This is a genomic window from Histidinibacterium aquaticum (assembly GCF_008710275.1).
Taxonomy (GTDB): domain Bacteria; phylum Pseudomonadota; class Alphaproteobacteria; order Rhodobacterales; family Rhodobacteraceae; genus Oceanicola; species Oceanicola aquaticus.
Genome location: NZ_VYQE01000002.1, coordinates 373738 through 394321 on the forward strand (window position 1 = coordinate 373738; position 20584 = coordinate 394321).

The following is a 20584-nucleotide window of genomic DNA, read 5'->3' on the forward strand; positions in this document are numbered from 1 at the left end:
ATGCAGCCGCCCGAAGAGGGAGACGTTCGATGGCCTCGCACCCGAAATCTCATATCCAGCCGCTCGACCCGGTCTGGGAGCGGATCACCGAGGAAGCGGAGGAGGCCGTTCGGGCCGAGCCGCTCATGGGCGGGCTGATCCACAAGACGATCCTGCACCACAAGGGCTTCGACGCGGCCCTGGCGCACCGCCTGGCCTCGAAGCTCTCGAGCGTGGAGATGGGCGAGCAGATCATGCGTGAGATCGCGGACGAGGCCTTTGCCGCCGATCCCGACCTCACGGCGGCGGCGCGCGCCGATATCGTCGCGGTCTACGAGCGTGACCCGGCCTGCCACCGGTTCATGCAGCCGATGCTCTACTTCAAGGGCTGGCAGGCGATCCAGGCCTACCGGCTGGGCCACTGGCTCTGGACCCAAGGGCGCCACGACCTGGCCTATTTCATCCAGATGCGGGTGAGCGAGACCTTCGGCGTCGACATCCATCCCAACGCCGTCATCGGGCGCGGGATCATGATCGACCACGCCCATTCCATCGTCATCGGCGAGACGGCGCGCGTCGGCGACAACGTCTCGATGCTCCACTCGGTGACGCTGGGCGGCACCGGCAAAGAGGACGACGACCGCCACCCGAAGATCGGCGACGGCGTGTTGATCGGCGCGGGGGCCAAGGTTCTCGGCAACATCCGGGTGGGCAACTGCAGCCGCATCGCCGCGGGCTCGGTCGTTCTGTCGGAGGTCCCGCCCTGCAAGACGGTGGCCGGCGTTCCGGCGAAGATCGTCGGCGAGGCGGGCTGCGATCAGCCGTCGCTCTCCATGGACCAGATCCTGCAGACGACCCCCCGCTCGTAGGGTGGCTCTCGAACCCACCGCCTCGGGCGGGGGTGAGCGTGCGGCGGGCTGGAAACCCAGCCTGCGGGTGAATTGATACACTATTCATCCATGTCTCCGCGGGCTAGGACTCCGGCATGTCCGCCGAGACCGAGACCACACCGCGACTGCGCCGCCTGAAGGGCCGGGCCGAGGCGCTCTTTCCCGGCCTCATGGTCGCGGCCCTGATCGCGCTCGCGGCGAGCTTCGTCTCCGAGCACTACGGCGCGCCCGCGATGCTTCTGGCGCTGCTCTTCGGCATCGCGCTGAACTTCCTGGCCGACGAGCCGCGCTGCGCGGCGGGGATCGCCTTCGCCGCCAAGGGCGTGCTGCGGGCGGGCGTGGCGCTTCTGGGCCTGCGGATCACGGCCGGCATGGTCATGGACCTCGGCGCGGCGATGCTAGCGCTGGTGGTCCTGGGCGTCGCATCGACCATCGGCTTCGGCTTCCTCGTGGCCCGCGCCTTCGGCTTCCGCAACCGCTTCGCAATGCTATCTGCGGGCGCGGTGGCGATCTGCGGGGCCTCGGCGGCCATGGCGATCAGCGCCGCGCTGCCGCCCGACGAGCGCACGCGGCAGAGGCTGGCCTTCACCGTGGTGGGCGTCACGCTTCTGTCGACGGTGGCGATGGTGATCTACCCCGTGATTGCGAGCGCGCTGGCCTTCGACGACCGCACGGCAGGCATCTACATCGGGGCCACGATCCACGACGTGGCGCAGGTCGTCGGTGCGGGCTTCTCGATCTCCGAAGAGGCGGGCGAGACCGCGACGCTGGTCAAGCTGATCCGGGTCGCGATGCTGGCCCCGGTGGTGCTTCTGGTCTCCGCCGCCTCGCGCCGGTCGATGGAAGCGGGCAAGCGGCCGCCGCTGCTGCCGGGCTTCGTGCTGGCCTTCGTGGGCTTCGCCGCGCTCGCCTCCTTCGGGCTGGTGCCTCAGGCCGTCTCCGATCTCGCGGGCGGAGCGTCGCGGGCGCTTCTGCTCATGGCGATCGGGGCGGTGGGCGTCGCGACCTCCCTGAAGGAAGTCGTCGAGGTCGGGCCGCGGGCCATGGGCATGCTGGTCTCGGAGACCGTGTTCCTCGCGGTGCTGATCGCGCTGGGGCTGACGCTCTTCTAGAGGCCCACCATGCGCCGGATCTCCTCCGGCGTGACCCCCTCGGACCGGTAGAGCGAGAGCGCGCGCGCGTCATCGCGCTTGGCGAGGCGGCGGCCGCGTTCGTCGCGGATCAGGCGATGGTGGTGATAGTCGGGCCGGGGGAGGCGCAGGAGTTCCTGCAATAGGCGCTGGACCGGCGTGGCGGAGAAGAGATCCTCGCCCCGGGTCACCTCGGTCACACCCTGCCGCGCGTCGTCGAGGGTCACGGCCAGGTGATAGGCGACCTCGCCGGAGACGCGTCGGGCGAGGATCACGTCGCCGGTGCCCTGGACCAGTTCCTCGGGGTCGGCCTGGTGCTGGCCGGGATGGATCGGGCCGGTCTCGGTGAACTGCAGCGGTCCGGTCTCTGCCACGGCGCGGGCGATGTCGAGGCGAAGGGCGTCGCCCTCCTGCCGGGAAGACATGGGGCGGCCGCGGCAGGTGCCGGGATAGACGATGCCGTCCGGCCCCACGGGCGGCGCGCCTTCCTGCGGGGCGGAGAGGGCGGCGCGGATGTCGGCGCGCGAACAGGAGCAGGGGTAGACGAGACCGCGCGCCGCGAGGGCGTCGATCACCGCGTGGTAGTCGTCAAGGTGATCGGACTGGCGCAATACGGGCTCGGGCCAGTCGAGACCGAGCCAGTGCAGGTCCTCGAAGATCAGCTCCTCCCATTCGGGCTTCGACCGCTCGCGGTCGGTGTCCTCGATCCGCAGCAGGAAGGTGCCTCCCGCCGCCCGGGCCCGGTCATGGGCCGTGAGCGCGGAGAAGGCGTGCCCGAGATGCAGCGGCCCGGTGGGGGAAGGGGCGAAACGGGTGATCATCCCGGGAAGGCATGGCGGCTCGCCCGGGCCGGGTCAACGCCGGAGGCGTTCAGTCCCGAAGCCGGGAGGTGCTGCTCTGGTGAATGATGAACCAGGCCAGCAGGATGAACATCGGGTGCGTGAGCCCGCCGCTGAAAATGATCGCCGGGATCCAGATGAGGAAGGTGATGATGGCCACGATGGGCCGTCCCGCGATCAGGATCGAGACGGGCGGCAGAAGGATGGCGAGGAGGTAATTCATGGCTCTTGTCCCGGGTCGTTTCGTCTTGGCTAACCCCGATGCGGCCCGCCGCGTTCCCGCGCCCCGGCGTCAGTCCTTGCGTCGGAGGACATAGATCCGCGAGGTCGAGCCGCGAGCGGGAATGTGCGGCCCGTCGAGGGCGGCGAGCCGCTCGAAGCCGCCGTCAATCAGGGCCGCCATCTTCTCGGTGTACTCGGCGCTCTCGAGGGTATGGTCGTTGTAGGAGACGGCGAGCAGCTGACCCGGGGCGAGGAGCGGCGTCACGATGTCGAAGGTCTCCGGCGGGGCAGCCCCCTCGGAGATCACGCCGCAGGCGACGATGGCGGCGTAGTGCCCGGGCTTCACGCCGATCGGCTCTCCGGCGGGCACGGCCATCAGCTCGCGGTAGACGTTCTTCGCGCGCGCCTCGGCCAGCATCCCCTCGGAGGGGTCTACGCCGTCGATCACGGTGAACCCGCGGTGGGCGAGCGCCTCTCCCGACAGGCCCGTCCCGCAGCCGAAGTCGAGGATCGGCGCGCTCTTGTCGGGGAGCATTTCCGACAGAGCCTCCGCGATCCGGGCGGGCGTGGCGTAGCCCGCGCCCTGCAGGTCGGTGTCGTAGCTTGCGCCCCACTCGTCGTAGAGGCGCTGTTTCGCCTCGGGATCGTTCAGGGCGTAGACTTGGTCGAGATAGCTTTTTTCCATCCCTTAAGGGTAGCGAACCCTCAGGCGGCGTCCAGTGCCGTGGCCCCCAGCCAGGCCCGCCAGTCCGCCTTGGCCCGGTCCGTATAGGCCTTGTAACGCGCCTCGCGGCCCTTGCGGCCGCCCTTGAGGCCCTCGACCGGCGGGAAGAGACCGAAGTTCACGTTCATCGGCTGGAAGGTCTTGGCCTCGGCCCCGCCGGTGATGTGCGTGACGAGCGCGCCTGTGGCGGTGGTCGAGGGAACCATGGGCAGCGGACGGCCGGTCATCTCCGCCACGGCGAGGCGGCCCGCGAGAAGGCCCATCGCGGCGCTCTCGACGTAGCCCTCGACGCCGGTGATCTGCCCGGCGAAGCGGACGTTGGGGCGCGACTTGAGCCGCATCTGGTCGTCGAGCAGCGTCGGCGAATTGAGAAAGGTGTTCCGGTGGATGCCGCCCAGGCGCGCGAACTTCGCGTCCTGCAGGCCGGGTATCATGCGGAAGACCTCGGCCTGGGCACCGTAGCGCATCTTCGTCTGGAAGCCGACGATGTTGTAGAGCGTGCCGAGCGCGTTGTCCCGCCGCAGCTGGACGACGGCATAGGGCTTGGTGTCGGGATCGTGGGCGTTGGTCAGGCCGCGCGGCTTCATCGGCCCGTGGCGCAGGGTCTCGCGCCCGCGCTCGGCCATGACCTCGATCGGCAGGCAGCCGTCGAAGTAGCCGGCGGTCTCGCCCTCGTGGAACTCGGTCTTGTCGGCGGCGAGGAGCGCGTCGATGAAAGCCTCGTACTGGTCGCGGTCCATCGGGCAGTTGATGTAGGCGCGCTGCTCGGCCTCAGTCTCGCCCTTGTCGTAGCGGGACTGCTCCCAGGCGACGTCCATGTCGATCGTCTCGGAATAGACGATGGGGGCGATCGCGTCGAAGAAGGCGAGGGCCTGGGTCCCGGTCTCGGCGCGTATCGCATCGGCGAGGCTGCCGGAGGTCAGCGGGCCGGTGGCGATGATCCAGTGACCGTCCTGTGGAAGCTCCGAGATCTCGCCCGGCTGTGTCTCGATCAGGGGATGCTTGCGAAGGCGCTCGGTGACACCTGCAGAGAAGGCATCACGGTCCACCGCGAGCGCGCCGCCGGCGGGCAGGCGGTGGCGGTCGGCCATCTCCATGAGCAGGCCGCCCGCTTCGCGCATCTCCCAGTGCAGGAGACCCACGGCGTTCTGCTCGTCGTCGTCGGAGCGGAAGGAGTTGGAGCAGACCATCTCGGCGAAGTCGCCGGTCCGGTGGGCGAAGGTGCCCACCTGCGGGCGCATCTCGTGGATCACAACGCGGAGGCCGGCTCGTGCCGCCTGCCAGGCGGCCTCCGAACCGGCCATTCCGCCACCGATGATGTGGAGCGTTTGGGTCATGGGCTGGGACATGGGCCCCAGATAGCGCCCCCGAGGGGCGCTGTTAAGGGGTCAGGCGACAGCCCGCTTGTCGAGGTCGGCGAAGATGTTGGTGACCTCGAGCTCGTCCTCGACATCGAGGAAGTTCAGGCGGAGGCGGGCCAGATCGCCCTTGCCCAGCGGAGCATCGGCGGTGGCGGCGCTCACCAGGCGGGCGCGGCGGGGTTCGCTGCGGGCGGCGAGGCCGTCCTTGACGGTGACGCGGCGCGGCACGATCCGGTCGCTCATCTCGACCCGGCGGACCTTGGGCGAGCGGCGGAAGATGGCGCTGTGCTTGAGGGCACGGCGGTCGGGGGCGAGATAGGTGAGCATCAGCGCCGCGACGATGGCGAGGTCGCGCCAGAACACTTCGAGGAGGGCATTGTGGGCGAAAATCATGACAAATCCCGATGCAAGGGTCATGGCCGCAAGGGAGAGGGCCATGACGCGCAGCTTGATGCCGCACAGAAGGAAGAAGGCGAGGAGGAAATAGACACCGCCGCCGACGGACCGTCCGAGCTCTTCACCCAGGAACGGCGCGGCGAGAGGGCCTCCGTGCGGTCCCTGTGCGAGGCCCAGGGCAGAGGCGATCAGGTAAGAAGCGAGCAGGATCCTGATGAGGTTCAGGCCTGTCGTCTTGATCGCGTCGTCGCTGGCTCTCTTCACGTTAGTCATGACCGTGCTCCGCGTTTTCTTCGAGGATGGACAAGCGTTCTGCCCTGTCCTTAAGTACAGGTACAGTTGCCCCTCCAAATTTGGCCGAAATGCGACGAGCCCTAGTCGAAAGTGGCACATCTCCGCGAAAATTGCAGTACTGGACGCCCGTCCGAGGCCACAACCGAAGGTGGATTGCGGTTTTGTTTACAAACGAGAACCCAAAGCGCCCATACGGCGTATACTTAGGTTAGCGCCGCGTTAACCTTCGCGAGCCTTTCCTAAAGGATATGTGGGCCTCACGGGGGCAGAAGGCGGGCAATCATGGGCGCGCAGGCTGTTTGTCGAAGATGTGTCTGAGGACTGGATCCGGGCCGAATGCGCCGCCTTCTTCGCATTAAAAACCTAAAAACAAAGGCTTACGTGGATAGCTCCATCAAGTCGATCGCTCAGCTGTCTTGAATGCAGCCTGTCGTCGTGTCCCTTCCGAGCCGATTCGAATGGGCATGAGGGCGGCACGGCCGGTCCTCAAGCTATCAAAAAGATAGGTCAGGGCTCTTGGCGAGGTTAACGGCGCATAGTCCGGTCAGACCCAGCTCGGCGCTAAAGATGCCGCGTGGCGGCGCAGGGTGCCGCGTCGCGGCACACCACTAGGTTGCGCCACAAATTCAGGGCTGCAATTACGCCTTTGCACCGCCGTTATCAGGCGTCTCGTCCCTCTCGACCCGGGAAAAGCAGCTGACGATCCACCTGATGGTCTGGTCGATCGCCGGATCTCCCCGGCGGCTCTCGTGGTAGAAGAGCCAGAAGTTGGAGCGGTACTCGGCGTCGGTTATCCGCCTGTAGCCCCGCTTGGCTCTTCCGGCGAAGAGGGGCAGGGGGCCCGGCAACCGGGACACCGACATCAGGGTGCTGAGCGAGAGAAAGGTCTCGACCCGGATGAGGGGCGGGCGCTGGAAATGCTCCAGCCCGAGCTTCATGGACCCGCTCGTATCGTGCGCCTCCGTCAGGCCCACCCACTCCGGCCCGACGTTGCCGTCCTCGTGACAGAAGATCGAGAAGCCCAGCGTGCCGAGCTTGCGGGTCACGAGCCGCCCGACCGTCGGACGCTCGAAGGCGATGACGATGTCGTCGTGACCCAACCCCTCTCCGAACACGCGGTCGTGGAATTCGATGTTGATCCGCGTGCTGTCGATCTCGGACTCGTTGAGCGTGGGGATCAGCATGAAGGAGGAGATGCCGGGCGGACAGCCGATGCGCACCGTCGCCCGTCCGTCCTCGCCTAGGGCAGCCTGGGTGTTCATCTCGCGCTTCAGTTGCCCGTCGAAGTCCGTCGCGACCTTGATGAGGCCTTCGACTGCGGGCGAGGGCTGCCAGCCCTGCGCGGTCTTGACGAAGGGTTCGGTCCCCAGCTCCTCGGCGAGGCGGTCGAGACGCCTGGAGACCGTGGCCACCGATGTCTTGAGAATGCGAGCGGCGCCAGTCATCGATCCGGCCTTAGACAGCGCGACCAGAAAACGCAGATCATCCCAGCTTTCCACTGGAGCTTCCTTCCACTTCCACGCAGGCATCCGTGTCAAAACCGCGAACGGGCCGGCCATGCAGCCGACCCGCAGCACCGCTTCGGGCGGAAATAGAAACCTTAGTCTTCGTCGTCCTCGGCCTGTTCGGCGATCCAGGCGACGCTGGCGACCTCTTCACCGGCGCGCGTGTCGAAGACCTTCACGCCGCCCGCAGAGCGCGAGCGGAACGAAATACCTGCAACCGGGACGCGAATCGACTGTCCCAAGGAAGTGACCAACATGATCTGGTCGTCCATGTCCACGGGGAACGCGGAGACAAGCGGCCCGCCGCGCATCGCCTTGTCCATCGCCATGACGCCCTGACCGCCCCGTCCGCGAACGGGATAGGCGTGGGACGAGCTGAGCTTGCCCTGGCCCTTGGAGGTGATCGTCAGGATCAGGTTCTCGGCGGCGGACATCTCGGCGTAGCGCTCCTGGCTGATGGAGCCGGCGGGCACGTCCTCGTCGTCGCTCGCCTCGGTGTCGTCGGAGAGACCGGCCACCGCGCGGCGCATCTTGAGGTAGGCCGCACGCTCCTGCGGGTCGGCCTCGAAGTGGCGGATCACGGCCATCGAGACGACGCGGTGGCCCTCTTGAAGGCGGATGCCGCGCACGCCGGTCGACGATCGTCCGGAGAACACGCGGACGTCTGTGACGGGGAAGCGGATCGCCCGGCCCGCATCCGTCACCAGCATCACGTCATCGTCCTCGGAGCAGATCCGCGCGCCGATCAGCGCGACGGAGCCGTCCTCGGGCAGCTTCATGGCGATCTTGCCGTTGCGCATCACGTTGGTGAAGTCGCTGAGCCGGTTGCGGCGCACGTCGCCCGCCGAGGTCGCGAAGACGATGTTGAGATCGTCCCATTCCTCCTCGTCGCGGTCCACCGGCATGATGGCGGCGATGGAGACGCCCTGCGGGATGGGCAGGATATTGACGATGGCCTTGCCCCGCGCGGTGCGCGCGCCGAGCGGCAGCCGCCAGGTCTTGAGCTTGTAGACCATGCCATCTGTCGTGAAGAAGAGCAGTTGGGTGTGGGTATTTGCCACGAAGAGGGTCGTGACCACGTCCTCTTCCTTGAGCCCGCCGCCCGAAACGCCCTTGCCGCCGCGGCGCTGCGCGCGGAAGTCGGCGAGCGCGGTCCGCTTGATGTAGCCGCCCTGGGTGACGGTGACGACCATGTCCTCGCGCTCGATGAGGTCCTCGTCCTCCATGTCGCCGGACCAGTCGTGGATCTCGGTGCGACGGGGGACGGCGAACTGGTCGCGGACCTCCTGGAGCTCGGAGGAGACGATGCCGAGGATCCGCTCCCGCGAGGAGAGGATGTCGAGGTAGTCCTTGATCTTGGCCGCCAGCTCCTCGAGCTCGTCGGTCACTTCCTTGACGCCGAGCTGGGTGAGGCGCTGCAGGCGCAGGTCGAGGATGGCCCGGACCTGGCGGTCGGACAGGTTGTAGGTGCCGTCGTCGTTGATCGTGTGGGTCGGATCGTCGATCAGCCGGATGTAGTCGGCGATGTCCTGTGCCGGCCAGCGGCGCTCCATCAGCTTGGCGCGGGCCTCGGCGGCGTCGGCCGACGAGCGGATGGTGGCGACCACCTCGTCCACGTTGGAGACCGCGACGGCGAGACCGCAGAGGATGTGGCTGCGGTCACGGGCCTTGTTGAGCTCGAAGGCCGTGCGGCGCGCCACCACGTCCTCGCGGAAGTCCACGAAGGCGGTGAGGAAGTTGCGCAGCGTCAGCGTCTCGGGCTTGCCGCCGTTCAGCGCGAGCATGTTGCAGGCGAAGGAGACCTGCATCGGCGTGAAGCGGAACAGCTGGTTGAGCACCACGTCCGGCGTCGCGTCGCGCTTGAGCTCGACCACGACGCGGACGCCGTGACGGTCGGACTCGTCCTGGACGTGGGCGATGCCCTCGATTTTCTTGTCGCGGGCGGCCTCGGCGATCTTCTCGATCATCGCGGCCTTGTTCACCTGGTAGGGAATCTCGTCGAGGACGATGGCGTAGCGGTCCTTGCGCAGCTCCTCCACCCGCGTCTTGGCGCGGATGATGACTGAGCCGCGGCCCTCCATGTAGGCCTTTCGCGCGCCGGAGCGGCCGAGGATCAACCCGCCGGTGGGGAAGTCGGGGGCGGGGATGTACTCGATCAGCTGCTCGGTCGAGAGATCCGGGTCCTCGATCAGCGCCAGCGTGGCGTCGATCACCTCGCCTAGGTTGTGCGGCGGAATGCGCGTGGCCATGCCGACGGCGATGCCCTCGGCCCCGTTCACCAGGATGTTGGGGTAGCGCGCGGGCAGGACCAGAGGCTCCTGCCGCTCGTTGGCGTAGTTCGGAACGAAGTCGACCGTGTCCTTGTCGATATCGGTCAGCAGGCTCTCGGCCGGCTTGTCGAGACGGGACTCGGTGTAGCGGTAGGCGGCGGGCGGATCGCCGTCCATCGAGCCGAAGTTGCCCTGGCCGTCGATGAGGGGCAGAGACATGGAGAAGTCCTGCGCCATCCGGACGAGCGCGTCGTAGATCGCGCTGTCGCCGTGCGGGTGGTAGCGGCCCATGACGTCGCCCACGGCTGTCGCCGATTTGCGGTAGGGCTTGCTGTTCGTCTGGCCGTTTTCCCAGAGCGTGTAGAGAATCCGCCGGTGAACCGGCTTCAGACCGTCGCGCAGGTCGGGAATCGCCCGGGCGACGATGACCGACATGGCATAGTCGAGGTAAGAATTGCGCATCTCCTGCTCGATGGAGATGCTCGGACCCTCGGCCCGGGGCGGCGGCGCGCCCATTTCTTCACCGGAATCAGGAGTTTGGTCGTCGTCGCTCACGTCGCTGCCCGCCTTGGCGTATTCGCTATATCTTGTTGATTTTTCTATACCACCGCCAAGGGATGGGGTGCAATGGCAGGGGGCGCGATACCGTCGCGGCGCTTGTCAGCAGCCAATCAACGCGGCTGCCAACACATTGAAATCGTTGACTTCTGCCGCGCTTCTGCTGGGATTTCCCTACGGGATCAAGAGCAGAAGGAGAAAAACATGACCGAGACCGAGATGCTTCTGAGCGGCTACGGCCTCACCACGGCGGAGATGTTCTACCGGATGCCGGACTATCCGAGCGTTCTCAACAGCTTCGTCTGGCAGGACTACGACCTCGCTCCCGATCACGACAGGCTCATGTCCTTCATCGACTACTGGAAGGCCGAGATCGAGGGAGAGCTGCATTCCGTCCGCTACGCTCACCGCAAGCTGGTGGCCCCCAGCGAGTGGCGGCAGGTCGTGGGCGAGTTCCACTACCACTGAGGCGATCTTCCGCGAAGGCCGCCTGCGCGGTCCCTTGACCTTCCCGTCGCAGCCCGCAGGTTCTGCCGCGAACCATGTACGGGAGGTTAGAGTGAAGAGCAGAGAGTTTCCGCAGCTGGGCCGCGAGGTCTCCGAGATCGGCTTCGGCGCCTGGGCCATCGGCGGCACCTGGGGCGAGGTCAGCGAAGAGGACGCGCGCGCGGCGCTGCACACGGCGCTCGACGAGGGCGTCACCTTCATCGACACCGCAGACGTCTACGGCGACGGGCGGTCGGAAAAGATCATCGGCTCGGTCCTGAAAGAGCGGAGCGAGACGCCAGTGGTGGCCACGAAACTGGGACGGCGGCTCGACCCGCATGTGCCCGAGGGTTTCACGCCGGAGAACATGGAGGGCTTCGTCGACCGGTCGCTCTCCAACCTCGGGGTCGAGACGCTGGACCTCGTGCAGCTGCACTGTCCGCCGACCGAGGTCTACTACATGCCCGAGGTCTTCGGCACGATGGACGACCTCGTGTCCAAGGGGAAACTGCGCCACTACGGCGTCTCGGTCGAGAAGGTCGAGGAGGGGCTCAAGGCAATCGAGTACCCCAACGTCGCGTCGGTCCAGATCATCTACAACATGTTCCGACAGCGCCCGGCCGACCTCTTCCTCCCGCGCGCCCGCGAAAAGGGCGTGGCGGTCATCGTCCGCGTGCCGCTGGCGAGCGGGCTGCTCACGGGGAAGATGACCCGGGAGACCACCTTCGCCGAGGACGATCACCGGACATTCAACCGCGAGGGTGCGGCCTTCGACAAGGGCGAGACCTTCGCGGGCGTGCCCTTCGAGACGGCCCTCGAAGCGGTGGAGGACCTGAAGGCAGTGCTGCCGGGCGACCTGCCGATGGCGCAGGCGGCGCTGAAGTGGATCCTGATGAACGACGCGGTGACCGTCGCCATTCCGGGCGCGAAGTCCCCCGACCAGGCGCGCTCCAACGCAGGGGCGAGCGAGGCGGCTGACCTGCCGGGAGACGTCATGGCCGCGGTGCGCGAGATCTACGACACGAAGATCGCGCCGCACGTGCACCAGCGCTGGTAGGGGATTTCGAAATCCCCTGGCGGCGGGCGTTGGACCGCCCGTCGCCAAGCGCCTTCGAAGGCGCTTGAACCAAGGCTCTTCGAAGAGCCTTGGCCCGCTCAGTCGGTCCCGCGGTAGGGCTGGACGTACTGCAGCGCCATGTCCCAGGGGAAGAAGATCCAGGTGTCCTGGCTCACCTCGGTGATGTAGCTGTCGACCTGGTTGCGGCCCTGCGGCTTGGCGTAGACCGTGGCAACATGCGCCTCGGGCAGGTGGGCGCGCACCACCTCGAGTGTCCGGCCCGTGTCCACGAGATCGTCGACGATGAGCACGCCGCGGCCCTTGCCCATGAGCTCCATGTCCGGGAACTTGATGACCCTCGGCTCGGACTGGGTCTGGTGGTTGTAGCTCTTGACGCTGATCGTATCGACCGTGCGGATGTCGAGCTCCCGCGCGACGATCATGGCGGGGGCCATGCCGCCGCGGGTGATGGCGACCACCGCGCGCCAGCCCTCGGGGTCCGGCCCGTGTCCGTCGAGGCGCCAGGCCAGCGCCCGCGCGTCCCGGTGCAGCTGGTCCCAGCTGACGTGAAAGCCCTTTTCGTGCGGCAGACGGTCCTGCATCTTCGATCTCCTATCCGAGGGCGACCTTGATCCCGAGCAGGCCGAGGGCCGAGCCGAAGAGACGGTCGGTCCAGGTCTTGGCCCGGGCATAGGCGGCGCGGGCGCGGGGCATCGAGAAGACCCGCGCGACGACGATGTACCAGAGTGTTTCGTTGGCGAAGATCACCGCGAGCAGCAAGGCGAGAGCCGGCCAGCCCGCGTTGGGCGGCACGAGGCCCACGAAGACGGCGCCGAAGAAGACGGCCGTCTTGGGGTTCGCGGCGAAGGTGAGAAAGCCCAGACGGAAGGCGGCTCCGGCGCTCGTCGGGGCGGCGGCGTCGGGCTCTTCCAGGGGCTCGGGCGCGTGGCGCCACATCATGACGGCGATGAAGACGAGGAACGCGCCCCCGACCAGCCGCAGCGCGGTGAAGAGGCTCGGCACCAACTCGAAGAGGAGCGCGAGCCCGGCCAGGGCGGAAAAGGCCCAGAGTACGGCGCCCGCCCCGAAGCCGGCCGAGAGTGCCACGGCGGGGCGGAATCCCTGGGTGACGGCGGTGCGCACGCAGACGACGAAGGAGGGGCCCGGGCTCATCGCGGCGACGAGATGCGCCGCGGCGACGGCGAGGAAGGCGGCCGGTCCCATCAGCGGGCCGCGCCGCGCGCGCTGCGGGAGCGGGGCCGGCCCCTCACGGTCTCAGTCTTCCTTGCGCTTGGTCACGACGTCGATGTCGGGCGCGTCGACGGCCTTCATGCCGACGACGTGGTAGCCTGCATCGACGTGGTGCACTTCGCCGGTGACGGCGCTGCCGAGGTCCGAGAGCAGGTAGAGGGCCGATCCGCCGACGTCCTCGGTCGTGACATTCCGACGCAGGGGCGAGTTCAGTTCGTTCCACTTCAGGATGTAGCGGAAGTCGCCGATGCCGGAGGCCGCGAGGGTGCGGATCGGGCCCGCGCTGATCGCGTTCACCCGGATGCCGTCCTTGCCGAGGTCCTCCGCGAGGTAGCGCACCGAGGCCTCGAGCGCGGCCTTGGCGACTCCCATGACGTTGTAATGCGGCATCACCTGTTCGGCGCCGTAGTAGGTCAGCGTCAGGAGCGATCCGCCGTCGGGCATCATCTTCTCGGCGCGCTGGACGACGGCGGTGAAGGAGTAGACGGAGATATCCATCGACATGGCGAAGTTCCGCCGGGAGGTGTCGACGTAACGTCCTCTCAGCTCGGACTTGTCGGAGTAACCGATGGCGTGGACGAGGAAATCGATCTTGTCCCAGTGCTCGCGGAGTTGCTCGAAAAGGCCGTCGATCGAGGCCTCGTCGCCCACGTCGCAGGGCAGGACGATGTCGGATCCGAGCTGGGCCGCGAGCGGATCGACCCGCTTTTTAAGGGCTTCGCCCTGGTAGGAGAAGGCGAGCTCGGCGCCCGCGTCGGCGCAGGCCTTGGCGATCCCCCAGGCGATGGACTTGTCGTTCGCGAGACCCATGATGAGGCCTCGTTTCCCCCGCATCAGTTCCGAGCCCATCCGACGCACCTATCCTTATGTCAGTCTTGTTCCCCGGGCAGACCGGCGATGTGTTGCCAATAGGCGATCGACGACAGGGCTTCAAGCCGCCCTAGGTCTCTCCCGCAGGGGTTGCAGGCCGGGTGGCTTTTGCCTAGGCGGCTTCGCTCATAGGCAAGGTGAGAAGAGACGACCGGGTTCAACGGCACGTAGGCAGGATGAGCGACAGAGCAGGCATTTTCGCGGGCGAGGACCCCTTCGCGCTGGCGCAGCGGTGGCTCGACGAGGCCGAGGATGCCGAGCCCGCCGATGCGAATGCGATCGCGCTCGCCACGGTCGATGCCTCCGGTCTGCCGAACGTCCGGATGGTCCTGCTCAAGGACATCGAGCCCGACGCCTTCGTCTTCTACACCAACTACGAGAGCGCCAAGGCACACGAGATCGAGACGAGCGGAACCGCCGCGTTCGTGCTACACTGGAAGTCATTGCGCAGGCAAATCCGGGTGCGCGGAACCGTTGAGCGCGAGGATGGACAAAAGGCGGACGACTACTTTCGCTCTCGTTCGCTCAAGAGCCGGATCGGAGCTTGGGCCTCAAAACAGTCGCGTCCGCTCGACAGTAGGGGCACTCTCATGGCAGAGGTCGCGCGGCAGGCCGCGCGCCACGGCACGGATCCGGCTCGACCGCCCTTCTGGGGCGGCTACCGGATCAGGCCAGTCGAGGTGGAGTTTTGGGCCGACGGTCCGTTTCGGCTTCATGACCGTTTCCGCTGGGTGCGGGATGGGATGGAAGACGGATGGACAGTAACGCGCCTCAGTCCCTGACGTCTCGCGTGGAGCGTCGATTTCCGTTACGATCCTGGCCCGGTTTTCATGGGGCCGACCGACCGACATTTTACGCGCCGGCTGTTTCGATGGCCGGACCGAAAGACGAGACCATGAATGACAACGACAATGACCCGACGGTCGTGCGCGGGCAGGTGAAGTGGTTTGATCCCAACAAGGGATTCGGGTTCGTGGTTGCCGACGAAGGCGGAGCTGACATCCTCCTCCATGCAAACGTTCTAAGGAACTTCGGCCAGAGCTCCGTCGCCGATGGTTCGGCGATCACGATCTCCGTCCAGGACACGCCGAGGGGCCGGCAGGCCGTGGCGGTCCTCGAAATCGAGCCGCCGGAGCCCGCGACGCGGACCGGGCTGGCCGATCTGGCCGAACTGCCGCCGGAGACCATCAGCGAGACGCCGTTGGTGCCAGCGCGGGTCAAGTGGTTCGACAAGGCCAAGGGTTTCGGGTTCGGCAATGTGTTCGGCTTTTCCGAGGACGTCTTCATCCATATAGAAGTGTTGCGCCGGTCGGGCTTCGCCGACCTGCAGCCCGGAGAAGCGGTCGCGATGCGCGTGATCGAGGGCAAGCGCGGCAAGATGGCGATGGAGGTTCTGTCATGGGAAACCGCAGTGGGAAGCGAACCGGTCCCCGAAGAGGACAGCTAGCCGCCGGTCTGGCCTTCGCCGTCGCCCTGAGCGCCGGGAGCGGTCTGCAGGCCCAGGGCCTCTGTGCCGACGACCGGGTGACGGTCATGGGCGACTGGGGGCAGGCGCGCTTTCGAGTCGAGGTGGCCGACGACCGCCAGGAACAGGCGAGGGGGCTGATGCAGGTCGAAAGCATGCCGACGATGGCGGGCATGCTCTTCGTCTATCCGAGGCCTCAGTCGGTGAGCTTCTGGATGGAGAACACCCTCATCCCGCTCGACATGATCTTCGCTCAGGAGGACGGGACCATCGCCAAGGTCCATGCCGAGGCCGTGCCGCTCGACCGGACGCCGATTCCCGGCGGCAGCGACGACATCAAGTACGTGCTGGAGATCAACGGCGGGCTGGCCGAGCAGCTCGGGATCGAGGCGGGCGACATCATGCAGCATCCCTCGATCGGTCCCGATCCGGTCGCACCGTGCCCCGAGCCGGAGTGACGCATCGGGGCCTTTTCAAACCGGACGCTTGCGACTAATCACGCGCCACGGTCGGGGCGTGGCGCAGTCTGGTAGCGCACCTGTTTTGGGTACAGGGGGTCGTGAGTTCGAATCTCGCCGCCCCGACCAGTTCTTCCGGATCAGATCGGATCGCCGCCGGCCCTTGTGAGGAGCTGGCGGATCACCGCGTCGCGCTCGGCGTTGCGCTGACGCACGATGCGCGCGCCGCCGTCCTTCTGGGGAACGCGGATGTAGGTATCGGCCGTCACGACGAATCCCCCCTGCGCCTCCTGCGAGGCAACCGAGGTCACCGCCCTGGGCAGGTCGTCGACCGTGCCGTCGAAGGCAAGGATCAGCGCCGCGGCCGCTTCGACCGGGGGGAGGGATTCGCAACGGATCTCGCTGTCGGCGGGGCGCACGGTCGACTGGCCCGGTCCGCCGCAGGTCAGCGCGAAGGCGTCGAAGAGACCTTCGGGATAGCTGCGGAAGAAGGCGCGGGGGCTGTCTTCGGCGGCGACCGGCGATGCGCGTTCGGGGCCCTCGGGCAACTCTCCCGCGCAGCCTGCAAGGGCAATGGCGAGGACTGCGGAACGGGCGGCTGCGATCGGCATGGTCGACTCCGGTTTCGGCGGGACCTGGGACTTGAGCGTTGCACGGATGCCGCGCCGCGAAAAGGCCGGGCGGGACGGCCTCCTGCCGCGCGACTCTGCCTGAAGTTGTACCTCAAGCTCAGCGCCTAAGCTACGGGCGGGACAAGGGCTTTGGCGGGCCGCCGGAACGGCGTCGCTGGGGATAGATCGCGGGAGGAATCAGAGGACAATCTGGGGCTAACAGCGGTCAAACGGAAAATCCCACATCTGGTGCGAAAAATGCCGTTGACCCCCCATACATAGATGGTTCACCTTGTGCTGGCCGGACGCATCAACACCAGATGTTGTAGCTACGGACACGGGAACACTAGCAGAAACGCAACCGGAGGCGATCCATCCATCGCACCGGAGCCGCTTGGCAGCATGCCGGGCGGGCGGGTGTCCCGTGCCGTCGCAGCGACGCGGCAGGCAGGAAAACGGCGCCCGGCACAACGGGGGCCCACCGGGACAAAGAGGACGACTGACAATGAGGATCGAACGCCGCTTCACCAAGGCCGGACGCGACGCTTACGACGGGATCGAATTCCGCGTGACGTCCTCGGAGATCCGGAATCCCGACGGCACCACGGTCTTCAAGCTGGACAACTGCGAGGTCCCGGCGTCCTGGAGCCAGGTGGCCTCCGACGTCATCGCCCAGAAGTACTTCCGCAAGGCGGGCGTCCCCTCCGAGATCGAGAGCGTCCGCGAGAAGGACGTCCCCGAGTTCCTGTGGCGCGGCAAGCCCGCCAAGGGCGCCGAGATGGGCGGCGAGACCTCCGCCCGGCAGGTCTTCGACCGGCTCGCCGGCGCCTGGGCCTACTGGGGCTGGAAGGGCGGCTACTTCTCGACCGAGGAGGACGCGCGCGCCTACTACGACGAGATGCGCTACATGCTGGCCACCCAGATGGCCGCTCCGAACAGCCCGCAGTGGTTCAACACCGGCCTGCACTGGGCCTACGGCATCGACGGTCCGTCCCAGGGCCACTTCTACGTGGACTGGAAGACCGGCAAGCTCACGAAGTCCAAGACCGCCTACGAGCACCCCCAGCCGCACGCCTGCTTCATCCAGTCCGTCGCTGACGACCTGGTGAACGAGGGCGGCATCATGGACCTCTGGGTCCGCGAGGCGCGGCTCTTCAAGTATGGCTCGGGCACCGGCACCAACTTCTCGTCGCTACGCGCCGAGGGCGAGAAGCTCTCGGGCGGCGGCAAGTCGTCGGGCCTCATGGGCTTTCTCAAGATTGGCGACCGCGCGGCGGGCGCCATCAAGTCTGGCGGCACGACCCGTCGGGCAGCGAAGATGGTCATCGTGGACGCGGACCATCCGGATATCGAGGACTTCATCAACTGGAAGGTCCTCGAGGAGCAGAAAGTCGCGTCCATCGTCGCGGGAAGCAAGATGCACGAGCAGAGGCTCAACGCCATCTTCGCCGCGATCCGGACCTGGGACGGGGCAGAGGCCGACGCCTACGATCCCAAGTCCAACGGGGCCCTGAAAGAGGCGATCCGCGAGGCCAAGAAGGTCGCCATTCCAGAGACCTATGTGAAGCGGGTGCTGGATTATGCCAAGCAAGGGCATACCAGCATCCACTTCCCAACCTATGACACCGACTGGGACAGCGAGGCCTACAACTCGGTCTCCGGCCAGAACTCGAACAACTCGATCCGCGTGACCGACGCCTTCCTCAAAGCGGTCCGCGAGGACGGAACCTGGGACCTCGTTTCGCGCACCGACGGCTCGGTCACCAAGACCGTCCAGGCCCGTGACCTCTGGGAGCAGGTCGGCCACGCGGCCTGGGCCTGCGCCGATCCGGGGATACAGTTCCACGACACCGTCAACGCCTGGCACACCTGCCCGGAGGACGGCGAGATCCGCGGCTCGAACCCGTGCTCGGAATACATGTTCCTCGACGACACGGCCTGTAACCTGGCCTCGATGAACCTGCTGCAGTTCCAGTCCGACGGCGCCTTCCGGGCCGAGGACTACATGCACGCCACCCGTCTCTGGACGCTGACGCTCGAGGTTAGCGTGATGATGGCGCAGTTCCCCTCCAAGGAGATCGCGCAGCGGTCCTACGACTTCCGCACCCTGGGCCTCGGCTACGCGAACATCGGCGGCCTGCTGATGAACATGGGCCTCTCCTACGACTCGGAGGAGGGCCGGGCGCTCTGCGGCGCGCTGACCGCGCTGATGACCGGCGTCTCCTACGCGACCTCCGCCGAGATCGCGGGCGAGCTGGGCCCGTTCCCGGGCTACGCCAAGAACCGCGAGCACATGCTCCGGGTCATCCGCAATCACCGCCGCGCCGCCCGCGGCGAGACCGAGGGCTACGAGGGCCTCGAGGTGAAGCCGGTGGCGCTGGATCACGGCAACTGCCCCGACGCGCGGCTGGTCTCGCTGGCGACCGCGGCCTGGGACGAGGCGCTGAGCCTCGGCGAGGCGCACGGCTACCGCAACGCGCAGGCCACCGTCATCGCGCCCACCGGCACGATCGGCCTCGTGATGGACTGCGACACCACTGGCATCGAACCCGACTTCGCCCTTGTGAAGTTCAAGAAGCTCGCCGGCGGCGGTTACTTCAAGATCATCAACCGCTCTGTCCCTGCAGCGCTTGATACTCTGGGCTATAGCCCCTCGCAGATCGAGGAGATCGTGGCCTATGCCGTGGGTCACGGCACCATGGGCAACGCGCCGGGCATCAACCATTCTCTGCTGCGGCAGAAGGGCTTCGGCGACGCCGAGATCGAGAAGATCGAGGCGGCTCTGCCCTCGGCCTTCGACATCCGCTTCGTGTTCAACCAGTGGACGCTAGGCGAGGAGTTCTGCCGAAAGGGCCTCGGCCTCGGCGATGCCGAGCTGGGCGATCCCGGCTTCGACCTCCTCCGGCACCTGGGCTTCTCCAAGGCCGACATCGAGGCCGCCAACGACCACGTCTGCGGGACCATGACGCTGGAAGGCGCGCCCTACCTGAAGGAGGCCGACTACGCAGTCTTCGATTGCGCCAACCCCTGCGGCAAGAAGGGCAAGCGCTTCCTCTCGGTCGAGAGCCACATCCGCATGATGGCCGCCGCCCAGAGCTTCATCTCCGGCGCGATCTCCAAGACGATCAACATGTCGAACGCCGCGACGATCGAGGACTGCCAGAAGGCCTACGAGCTCTCCTGGTCCCTCGGGGTGAAGGCCAACGCGCTCTACCGCGACGGCTCGAAGCTCAGCCAGCCGCTGGCCTCGGCGCTCATCGAGGATGACGACGACGCCCGCGAGACGCTGGAGACCGGTTCGACCCAGGAGAAGGCCGCCGTGCTGGCCGAGAAGATCGTCGAGAAGATCGTCGTCCGCGAGGTCGAGCGCACCTCTCGCTCGAAGATGCCCCAGCGCCGCCGGGGCTACACCCAGAAGGCCACCATCGGCGGGCACAAGGTCTACCTGCGCACCGGCGAATACGACGACGGCCGACTGGGCGAGATCTTCATCGACATGCACAAGGAAGGCGCCGGCTTCCGCGCGATGATGAACAACTTCGCCATCGCGGTCTCGGTCGGGCTCCAGTACGGCGTGCCGCTCGAGGAGTTCGTCGACGCCTTCACCTTCACCAAGTTCGAGCCCGCGGGCATGGTGCAGGGCAACGACAGCATCAAGAACGCCACCTCGATCCTCGACTACATCTTCCGCGAGCTGGCGGTGAGCTACCTCGACCGGACGGACCTCGCCCACGTGAAGCCCGAGGGCGTCGGTTTCGACGAGATCGGCCGTGGCGAGGAAGAGGGCGCGCCCAACTTCCGCGAGGTCCCCGACAGCCGCGGCGCGTCGCCCATCGACGTGCTGCGCCAGGTGGCCTCCTCCGGCTACATCCGCAAGCGGGTGCCGACCGAGCTCATGGTCTACCAGGGCGGGCAGGGCGGTGAGACCGCCTACGACGCCGGCGCGGTGGCCACGCTGGAGACGGTGGTCCCCGAGACCTGCAGCGCCTCGGGCGCCGGCCAGACCTCCGGGCTCGCCATCACGGCCCGCGACAAGGCCAAGATGCAGGGCTACGAGGGCGACCCCTGCGGCGAATGCGGCAACTACACGCTGGTGCGCAACGGCACCTGCATGAAGTGCAACACCTGCGGCGGCACCAGCGGCTGCAGCTAGGAGACCACGGAATACGGGGGACGACGGGCAGACAGGCATTTGCCCCCTCCGTACCCGCCCTCCGA

The 20584-nt window shown here is 67.0% G+C and carries 19 protein-coding genes and 1 tRNA gene; 9 read left to right on the plus strand and 11 right to left on the minus strand.

What is annotated here, in order from left to right; all coding sequences use genetic code 11:
* Positions 1–29: 29 nt before the first annotated feature.
* On the plus strand, positions 30–848 hold the full coding sequence (gene cysE / locus F3S47_RS07240; RefSeq protein ID WP_150444578.1) for a serine O-acetyltransferase: 819 nt from the start codon (positions 30–32) through the stop codon (positions 846–848).
* 116 nt (positions 849–964) lie between these two features.
* Positions 965–1981, plus strand: a complete 1017-nt coding sequence (locus F3S47_RS07245; RefSeq protein WP_150444579.1) for a YeiH family protein — start codon at positions 965–967, stop codon at positions 1979–1981.
* Here the strand turns inward: F3S47_RS07245 and gluQRS are convergent.
* The 7 genes from gluQRS to gyrA form a co-directional block, all read right to left on the minus strand.
* Complete coding sequence (gluQRS, locus tag F3S47_RS07250; protein WP_150444580.1) at positions 1978–2820, minus strand: tRNA glutamyl-Q(34) synthetase GluQRS; 843 nt, start codon at positions 2818–2820, stop codon at positions 1978–1980. The two genes, F3S47_RS07245 and gluQRS, sit on opposite strands and share 4 nt — an antisense overlap.
* Before the next feature lie 49 nt (positions 2821–2869).
* Positions 2870–3061, minus strand: coding sequence for a hypothetical protein (locus F3S47_RS07255; RefSeq protein WP_150444581.1), 192 nt, complete (start codon positions 3059–3061; stop codon positions 2870–2872).
* A gap of 69 nt (positions 3062–3130) precedes the next feature.
* Positions 3131–3745, minus strand: a complete 615-nt coding sequence (locus F3S47_RS07260; protein ID WP_150444582.1) for a class I SAM-dependent DNA methyltransferase — start codon at positions 3743–3745, stop codon at positions 3131–3133.
* 20 nt (positions 3746–3765) lie between these two features.
* Positions 3766–5121 carry a methylenetetrahydrofolate--tRNA-(uracil(54)-C(5))-methyltransferase (FADH(2)-oxidizing) TrmFO gene (gene trmFO / locus F3S47_RS07265; RefSeq protein WP_150444583.1) on the minus strand — a complete coding sequence of 452 codons (1356 nt, stop codon included), beginning with the start codon at positions 5119–5121 and terminating at the stop codon, positions 3766–3768.
* Positions 5122–5172: 51 nt separating this feature from the next.
* Positions 5173–5814 carry a hypothetical protein gene (locus tag F3S47_RS07270; RefSeq protein WP_150444584.1) on the minus strand — a complete coding sequence of 214 codons (642 nt, stop codon included), beginning with the start codon at positions 5812–5814 and terminating at the stop codon, positions 5173–5175.
* 659 nt (positions 5815–6473) lie between these two features.
* On the minus strand, positions 6474–7394 hold the full coding sequence (locus F3S47_RS07275) for a LysR family transcriptional regulator (RefSeq protein WP_150444585.1): 921 nt from the start codon (positions 7392–7394) through the stop codon (positions 6474–6476).
* A 41-nt stretch (positions 7395–7435) separates the two neighbouring features.
* On the minus strand, positions 7436–10126 hold the full coding sequence (gene gyrA, locus F3S47_RS07280; protein WP_150445033.1) for a DNA gyrase subunit A: 2691 nt from the start codon (positions 10124–10126) through the stop codon (positions 7436–7438).
* 246 nt (positions 10127–10372) lie between these two features.
* Between gyrA and F3S47_RS07285 the strand changes: the two genes are divergently transcribed.
* Both F3S47_RS07285 and F3S47_RS07290 read left to right on the plus strand, forming a co-directional pair.
* On the plus strand, positions 10373–10636 hold the full coding sequence (locus F3S47_RS07285; protein WP_150444586.1) for an usg protein: 264 nt from the start codon (positions 10373–10375) through the stop codon (positions 10634–10636).
* Between the two features lie 91 nt (positions 10637–10727).
* Positions 10728–11711 carry an aldo/keto reductase gene (locus tag F3S47_RS07290; RefSeq protein ID WP_150444587.1) on the plus strand — a complete coding sequence of 328 codons (984 nt, stop codon included), beginning with the start codon at positions 10728–10730 and terminating at the stop codon, positions 11709–11711.
* Between the two features lie 98 nt (positions 11712–11809).
* Here the strand turns inward: F3S47_RS07290 and gpt are convergent, their stop codons facing one another.
* Genes gpt through fabI form a run of 3 tightly spaced genes read right to left on the minus strand, consistent with a single transcriptional unit; the run spans position 11810 to position 13811 of the window.
* The gene (gene gpt / locus F3S47_RS07295) at positions 11810–12313 is read right to left on the minus strand and encodes a xanthine phosphoribosyltransferase (RefSeq protein ID WP_150444588.1); all 504 of its coding nucleotides are present in this window, start codon (positions 12311–12313) and stop codon (positions 11810–11812) included.
* Between the two features lie 10 nt (positions 12314–12323).
* Positions 12324–12935: a LysE family translocator gene (locus tag F3S47_RS07300; protein WP_150444589.1), complete on the minus strand. Its 612-nt coding sequence runs from the start codon at positions 12933–12935 to the stop codon at positions 12324–12326.
* 51 nt (positions 12936–12986) lie between these two features.
* A complete protein-coding gene (gene fabI / locus F3S47_RS07305) occupies positions 12987–13811 on the minus strand; it encodes an enoyl-ACP reductase FabI (protein ID WP_150444590.1) in 825 nt (274 codons plus the stop codon).
* 197 nt (positions 13812–14008) lie between these two features.
* Here fabI and pdxH point away from each other — a divergent pair, with 197 nt between their 5' ends.
* The 4 genes from pdxH (at position 14009) to F3S47_RS07325 (ending at position 15884) form a co-directional block, all read left to right on the plus strand.
* Complete coding sequence (gene pdxH / locus F3S47_RS07310) at positions 14009–14614, plus strand: pyridoxamine 5'-phosphate oxidase (RefSeq protein WP_150444591.1); 606 nt, start codon at positions 14009–14011, stop codon at positions 14612–14614.
* A 113-nt stretch (positions 14615–14727) separates the two neighbouring features.
* Positions 14728–15279 (plus strand): cold-shock protein, encoded by a 552-nt coding sequence (locus F3S47_RS07315; RefSeq protein WP_150445034.1) that lies wholly within the window; start codon positions 14728–14730, stop codon positions 15277–15279.
* Positions 15231–15755: a DUF192 domain-containing protein gene (locus F3S47_RS07320; protein ID WP_150444592.1), complete on the plus strand. Its 525-nt coding sequence runs from the start codon at positions 15231–15233 to the stop codon at positions 15753–15755. The genes F3S47_RS07315 and F3S47_RS07320 overlap by 49 nt, the downstream gene beginning before the upstream one ends.
* A 52-nt stretch (positions 15756–15807) precedes the next feature.
* Positions 15808–15884: transfer RNA gene (locus F3S47_RS07325), tRNA-Pro, on the plus strand.
* An 11-nt stretch (positions 15885–15895) separates the two neighbouring features.
* On the opposite strand, the gene F3S47_RS07330 is transcribed toward F3S47_RS07325, so the two are convergent.
* Positions 15896–16366 (minus strand): hypothetical protein, encoded by a 471-nt coding sequence (locus F3S47_RS07330; RefSeq protein WP_150444593.1) that lies wholly within the window; start codon positions 16364–16366, stop codon positions 15896–15898.
* A 505-nt stretch (positions 16367–16871) separates the two neighbouring features.
* Here F3S47_RS07330 and F3S47_RS07335 point away from each other — a divergent pair.
* Positions 16872–20519, plus strand: coding sequence for a vitamin B12-dependent ribonucleotide reductase (locus tag F3S47_RS07335; RefSeq protein ID WP_150444594.1), 3648 nt, complete (start codon positions 16872–16874; stop codon positions 20517–20519).
* The last annotated feature ends 65 nt before the right edge of the window (positions 20520–20584 follow it).

What these genes read in the sequence shown, in the direction of transcription:
- cysE (WP_150444578.1), top strand. Translation starts at nt 30, where the DNA reads ATGGCCTCGCACCCGAAATCTCATATCCAGCCGCTCGACCCGGTCTGG.
- F3S47_RS07245 (WP_150444579.1), top strand. Translation starts at nt 965, where the DNA reads ATGTCCGCCGAGACCGAGACCACACCGCGACTGCGCCGCCTGAAGGGC.
- gluQRS (WP_150444580.1), bottom strand. Translation starts at nt 2,820, where the DNA reads ATGATCACCCGTTTCGCCCCTTCCCCCACCGGGCCGCTGCATCTCGGG.
- F3S47_RS07255 (WP_150444581.1), bottom strand. Translation starts at nt 3,061, where the DNA reads ATGAATTACCTCCTCGCCATCCTTCTGCCGCCCGTCTCGATCCTGATC.
- F3S47_RS07260 (WP_150444582.1), bottom strand. Translation starts at nt 3,745, where the DNA reads ATGGAAAAAAGCTATCTCGACCAAGTCTACGCCCTGAACGATCCCGAG.
- trmFO (WP_150444583.1), bottom strand. Translation starts at nt 5,121, where the DNA reads ATGACCCAAACGCTCCACATCATCGGTGGCGGAATGGCCGGTTCGGAG.
- F3S47_RS07270 (WP_150444584.1), bottom strand. Translation starts at nt 5,814, where the DNA reads ATGACTAACGTGAAGAGAGCCAGCGACGACGCGATCAAGACGACAGGC.
- F3S47_RS07275 (WP_150444585.1), bottom strand. Translation starts at nt 7,394, where the DNA reads ATGGCCGGCCCGTTCGCGGTTTTGACACGGATGCCTGCGTGGAAGTGG.
- gyrA (WP_150445033.1), bottom strand. Translation starts at nt 10,126, where the DNA reads ATGGGCGCGCCGCCGCCCCGGGCCGAGGGTCCGAGCATCTCCATCGAG.
- F3S47_RS07285 (WP_150444586.1), top strand. Translation starts at nt 10,373, where the DNA reads ATGACCGAGACCGAGATGCTTCTGAGCGGCTACGGCCTCACCACGGCG.
- gpt (WP_150444588.1), bottom strand. Translation starts at nt 12,313, where the DNA reads ATGCAGGACCGTCTGCCGCACGAAAAGGGCTTTCACGTCAGCTGGGAC.
- F3S47_RS07300 (WP_150444589.1), bottom strand. Translation starts at nt 12,935, where the DNA reads ATGGGACCGGCCGCCTTCCTCGCCGTCGCCGCGGCGCATCTCGTCGCC.
- fabI (WP_150444590.1), bottom strand. Translation starts at nt 13,811, where the DNA reads ATGGGCTCGGAACTGATGCGGGGGAAACGAGGCCTCATCATGGGTCTC.
- pdxH (WP_150444591.1), top strand. Translation starts at nt 14,009, where the DNA reads ATGAGCGACAGAGCAGGCATTTTCGCGGGCGAGGACCCCTTCGCGCTG.
- F3S47_RS07315 (WP_150445034.1), top strand. Translation starts at nt 14,728, where the DNA reads ATGAATGACAACGACAATGACCCGACGGTCGTGCGCGGGCAGGTGAAG.
- F3S47_RS07320 (WP_150444592.1), top strand. Translation starts at nt 15,231, where the DNA reads ATGGGAAACCGCAGTGGGAAGCGAACCGGTCCCCGAAGAGGACAGCTA.
- F3S47_RS07330 (WP_150444593.1), bottom strand. Translation starts at nt 16,366, where the DNA reads ATGCCGATCGCAGCCGCCCGTTCCGCAGTCCTCGCCATTGCCCTTGCA.
- F3S47_RS07335 (WP_150444594.1), top strand. Translation starts at nt 16,872, where the DNA reads ATGAGGATCGAACGCCGCTTCACCAAGGCCGGACGCGACGCTTACGAC.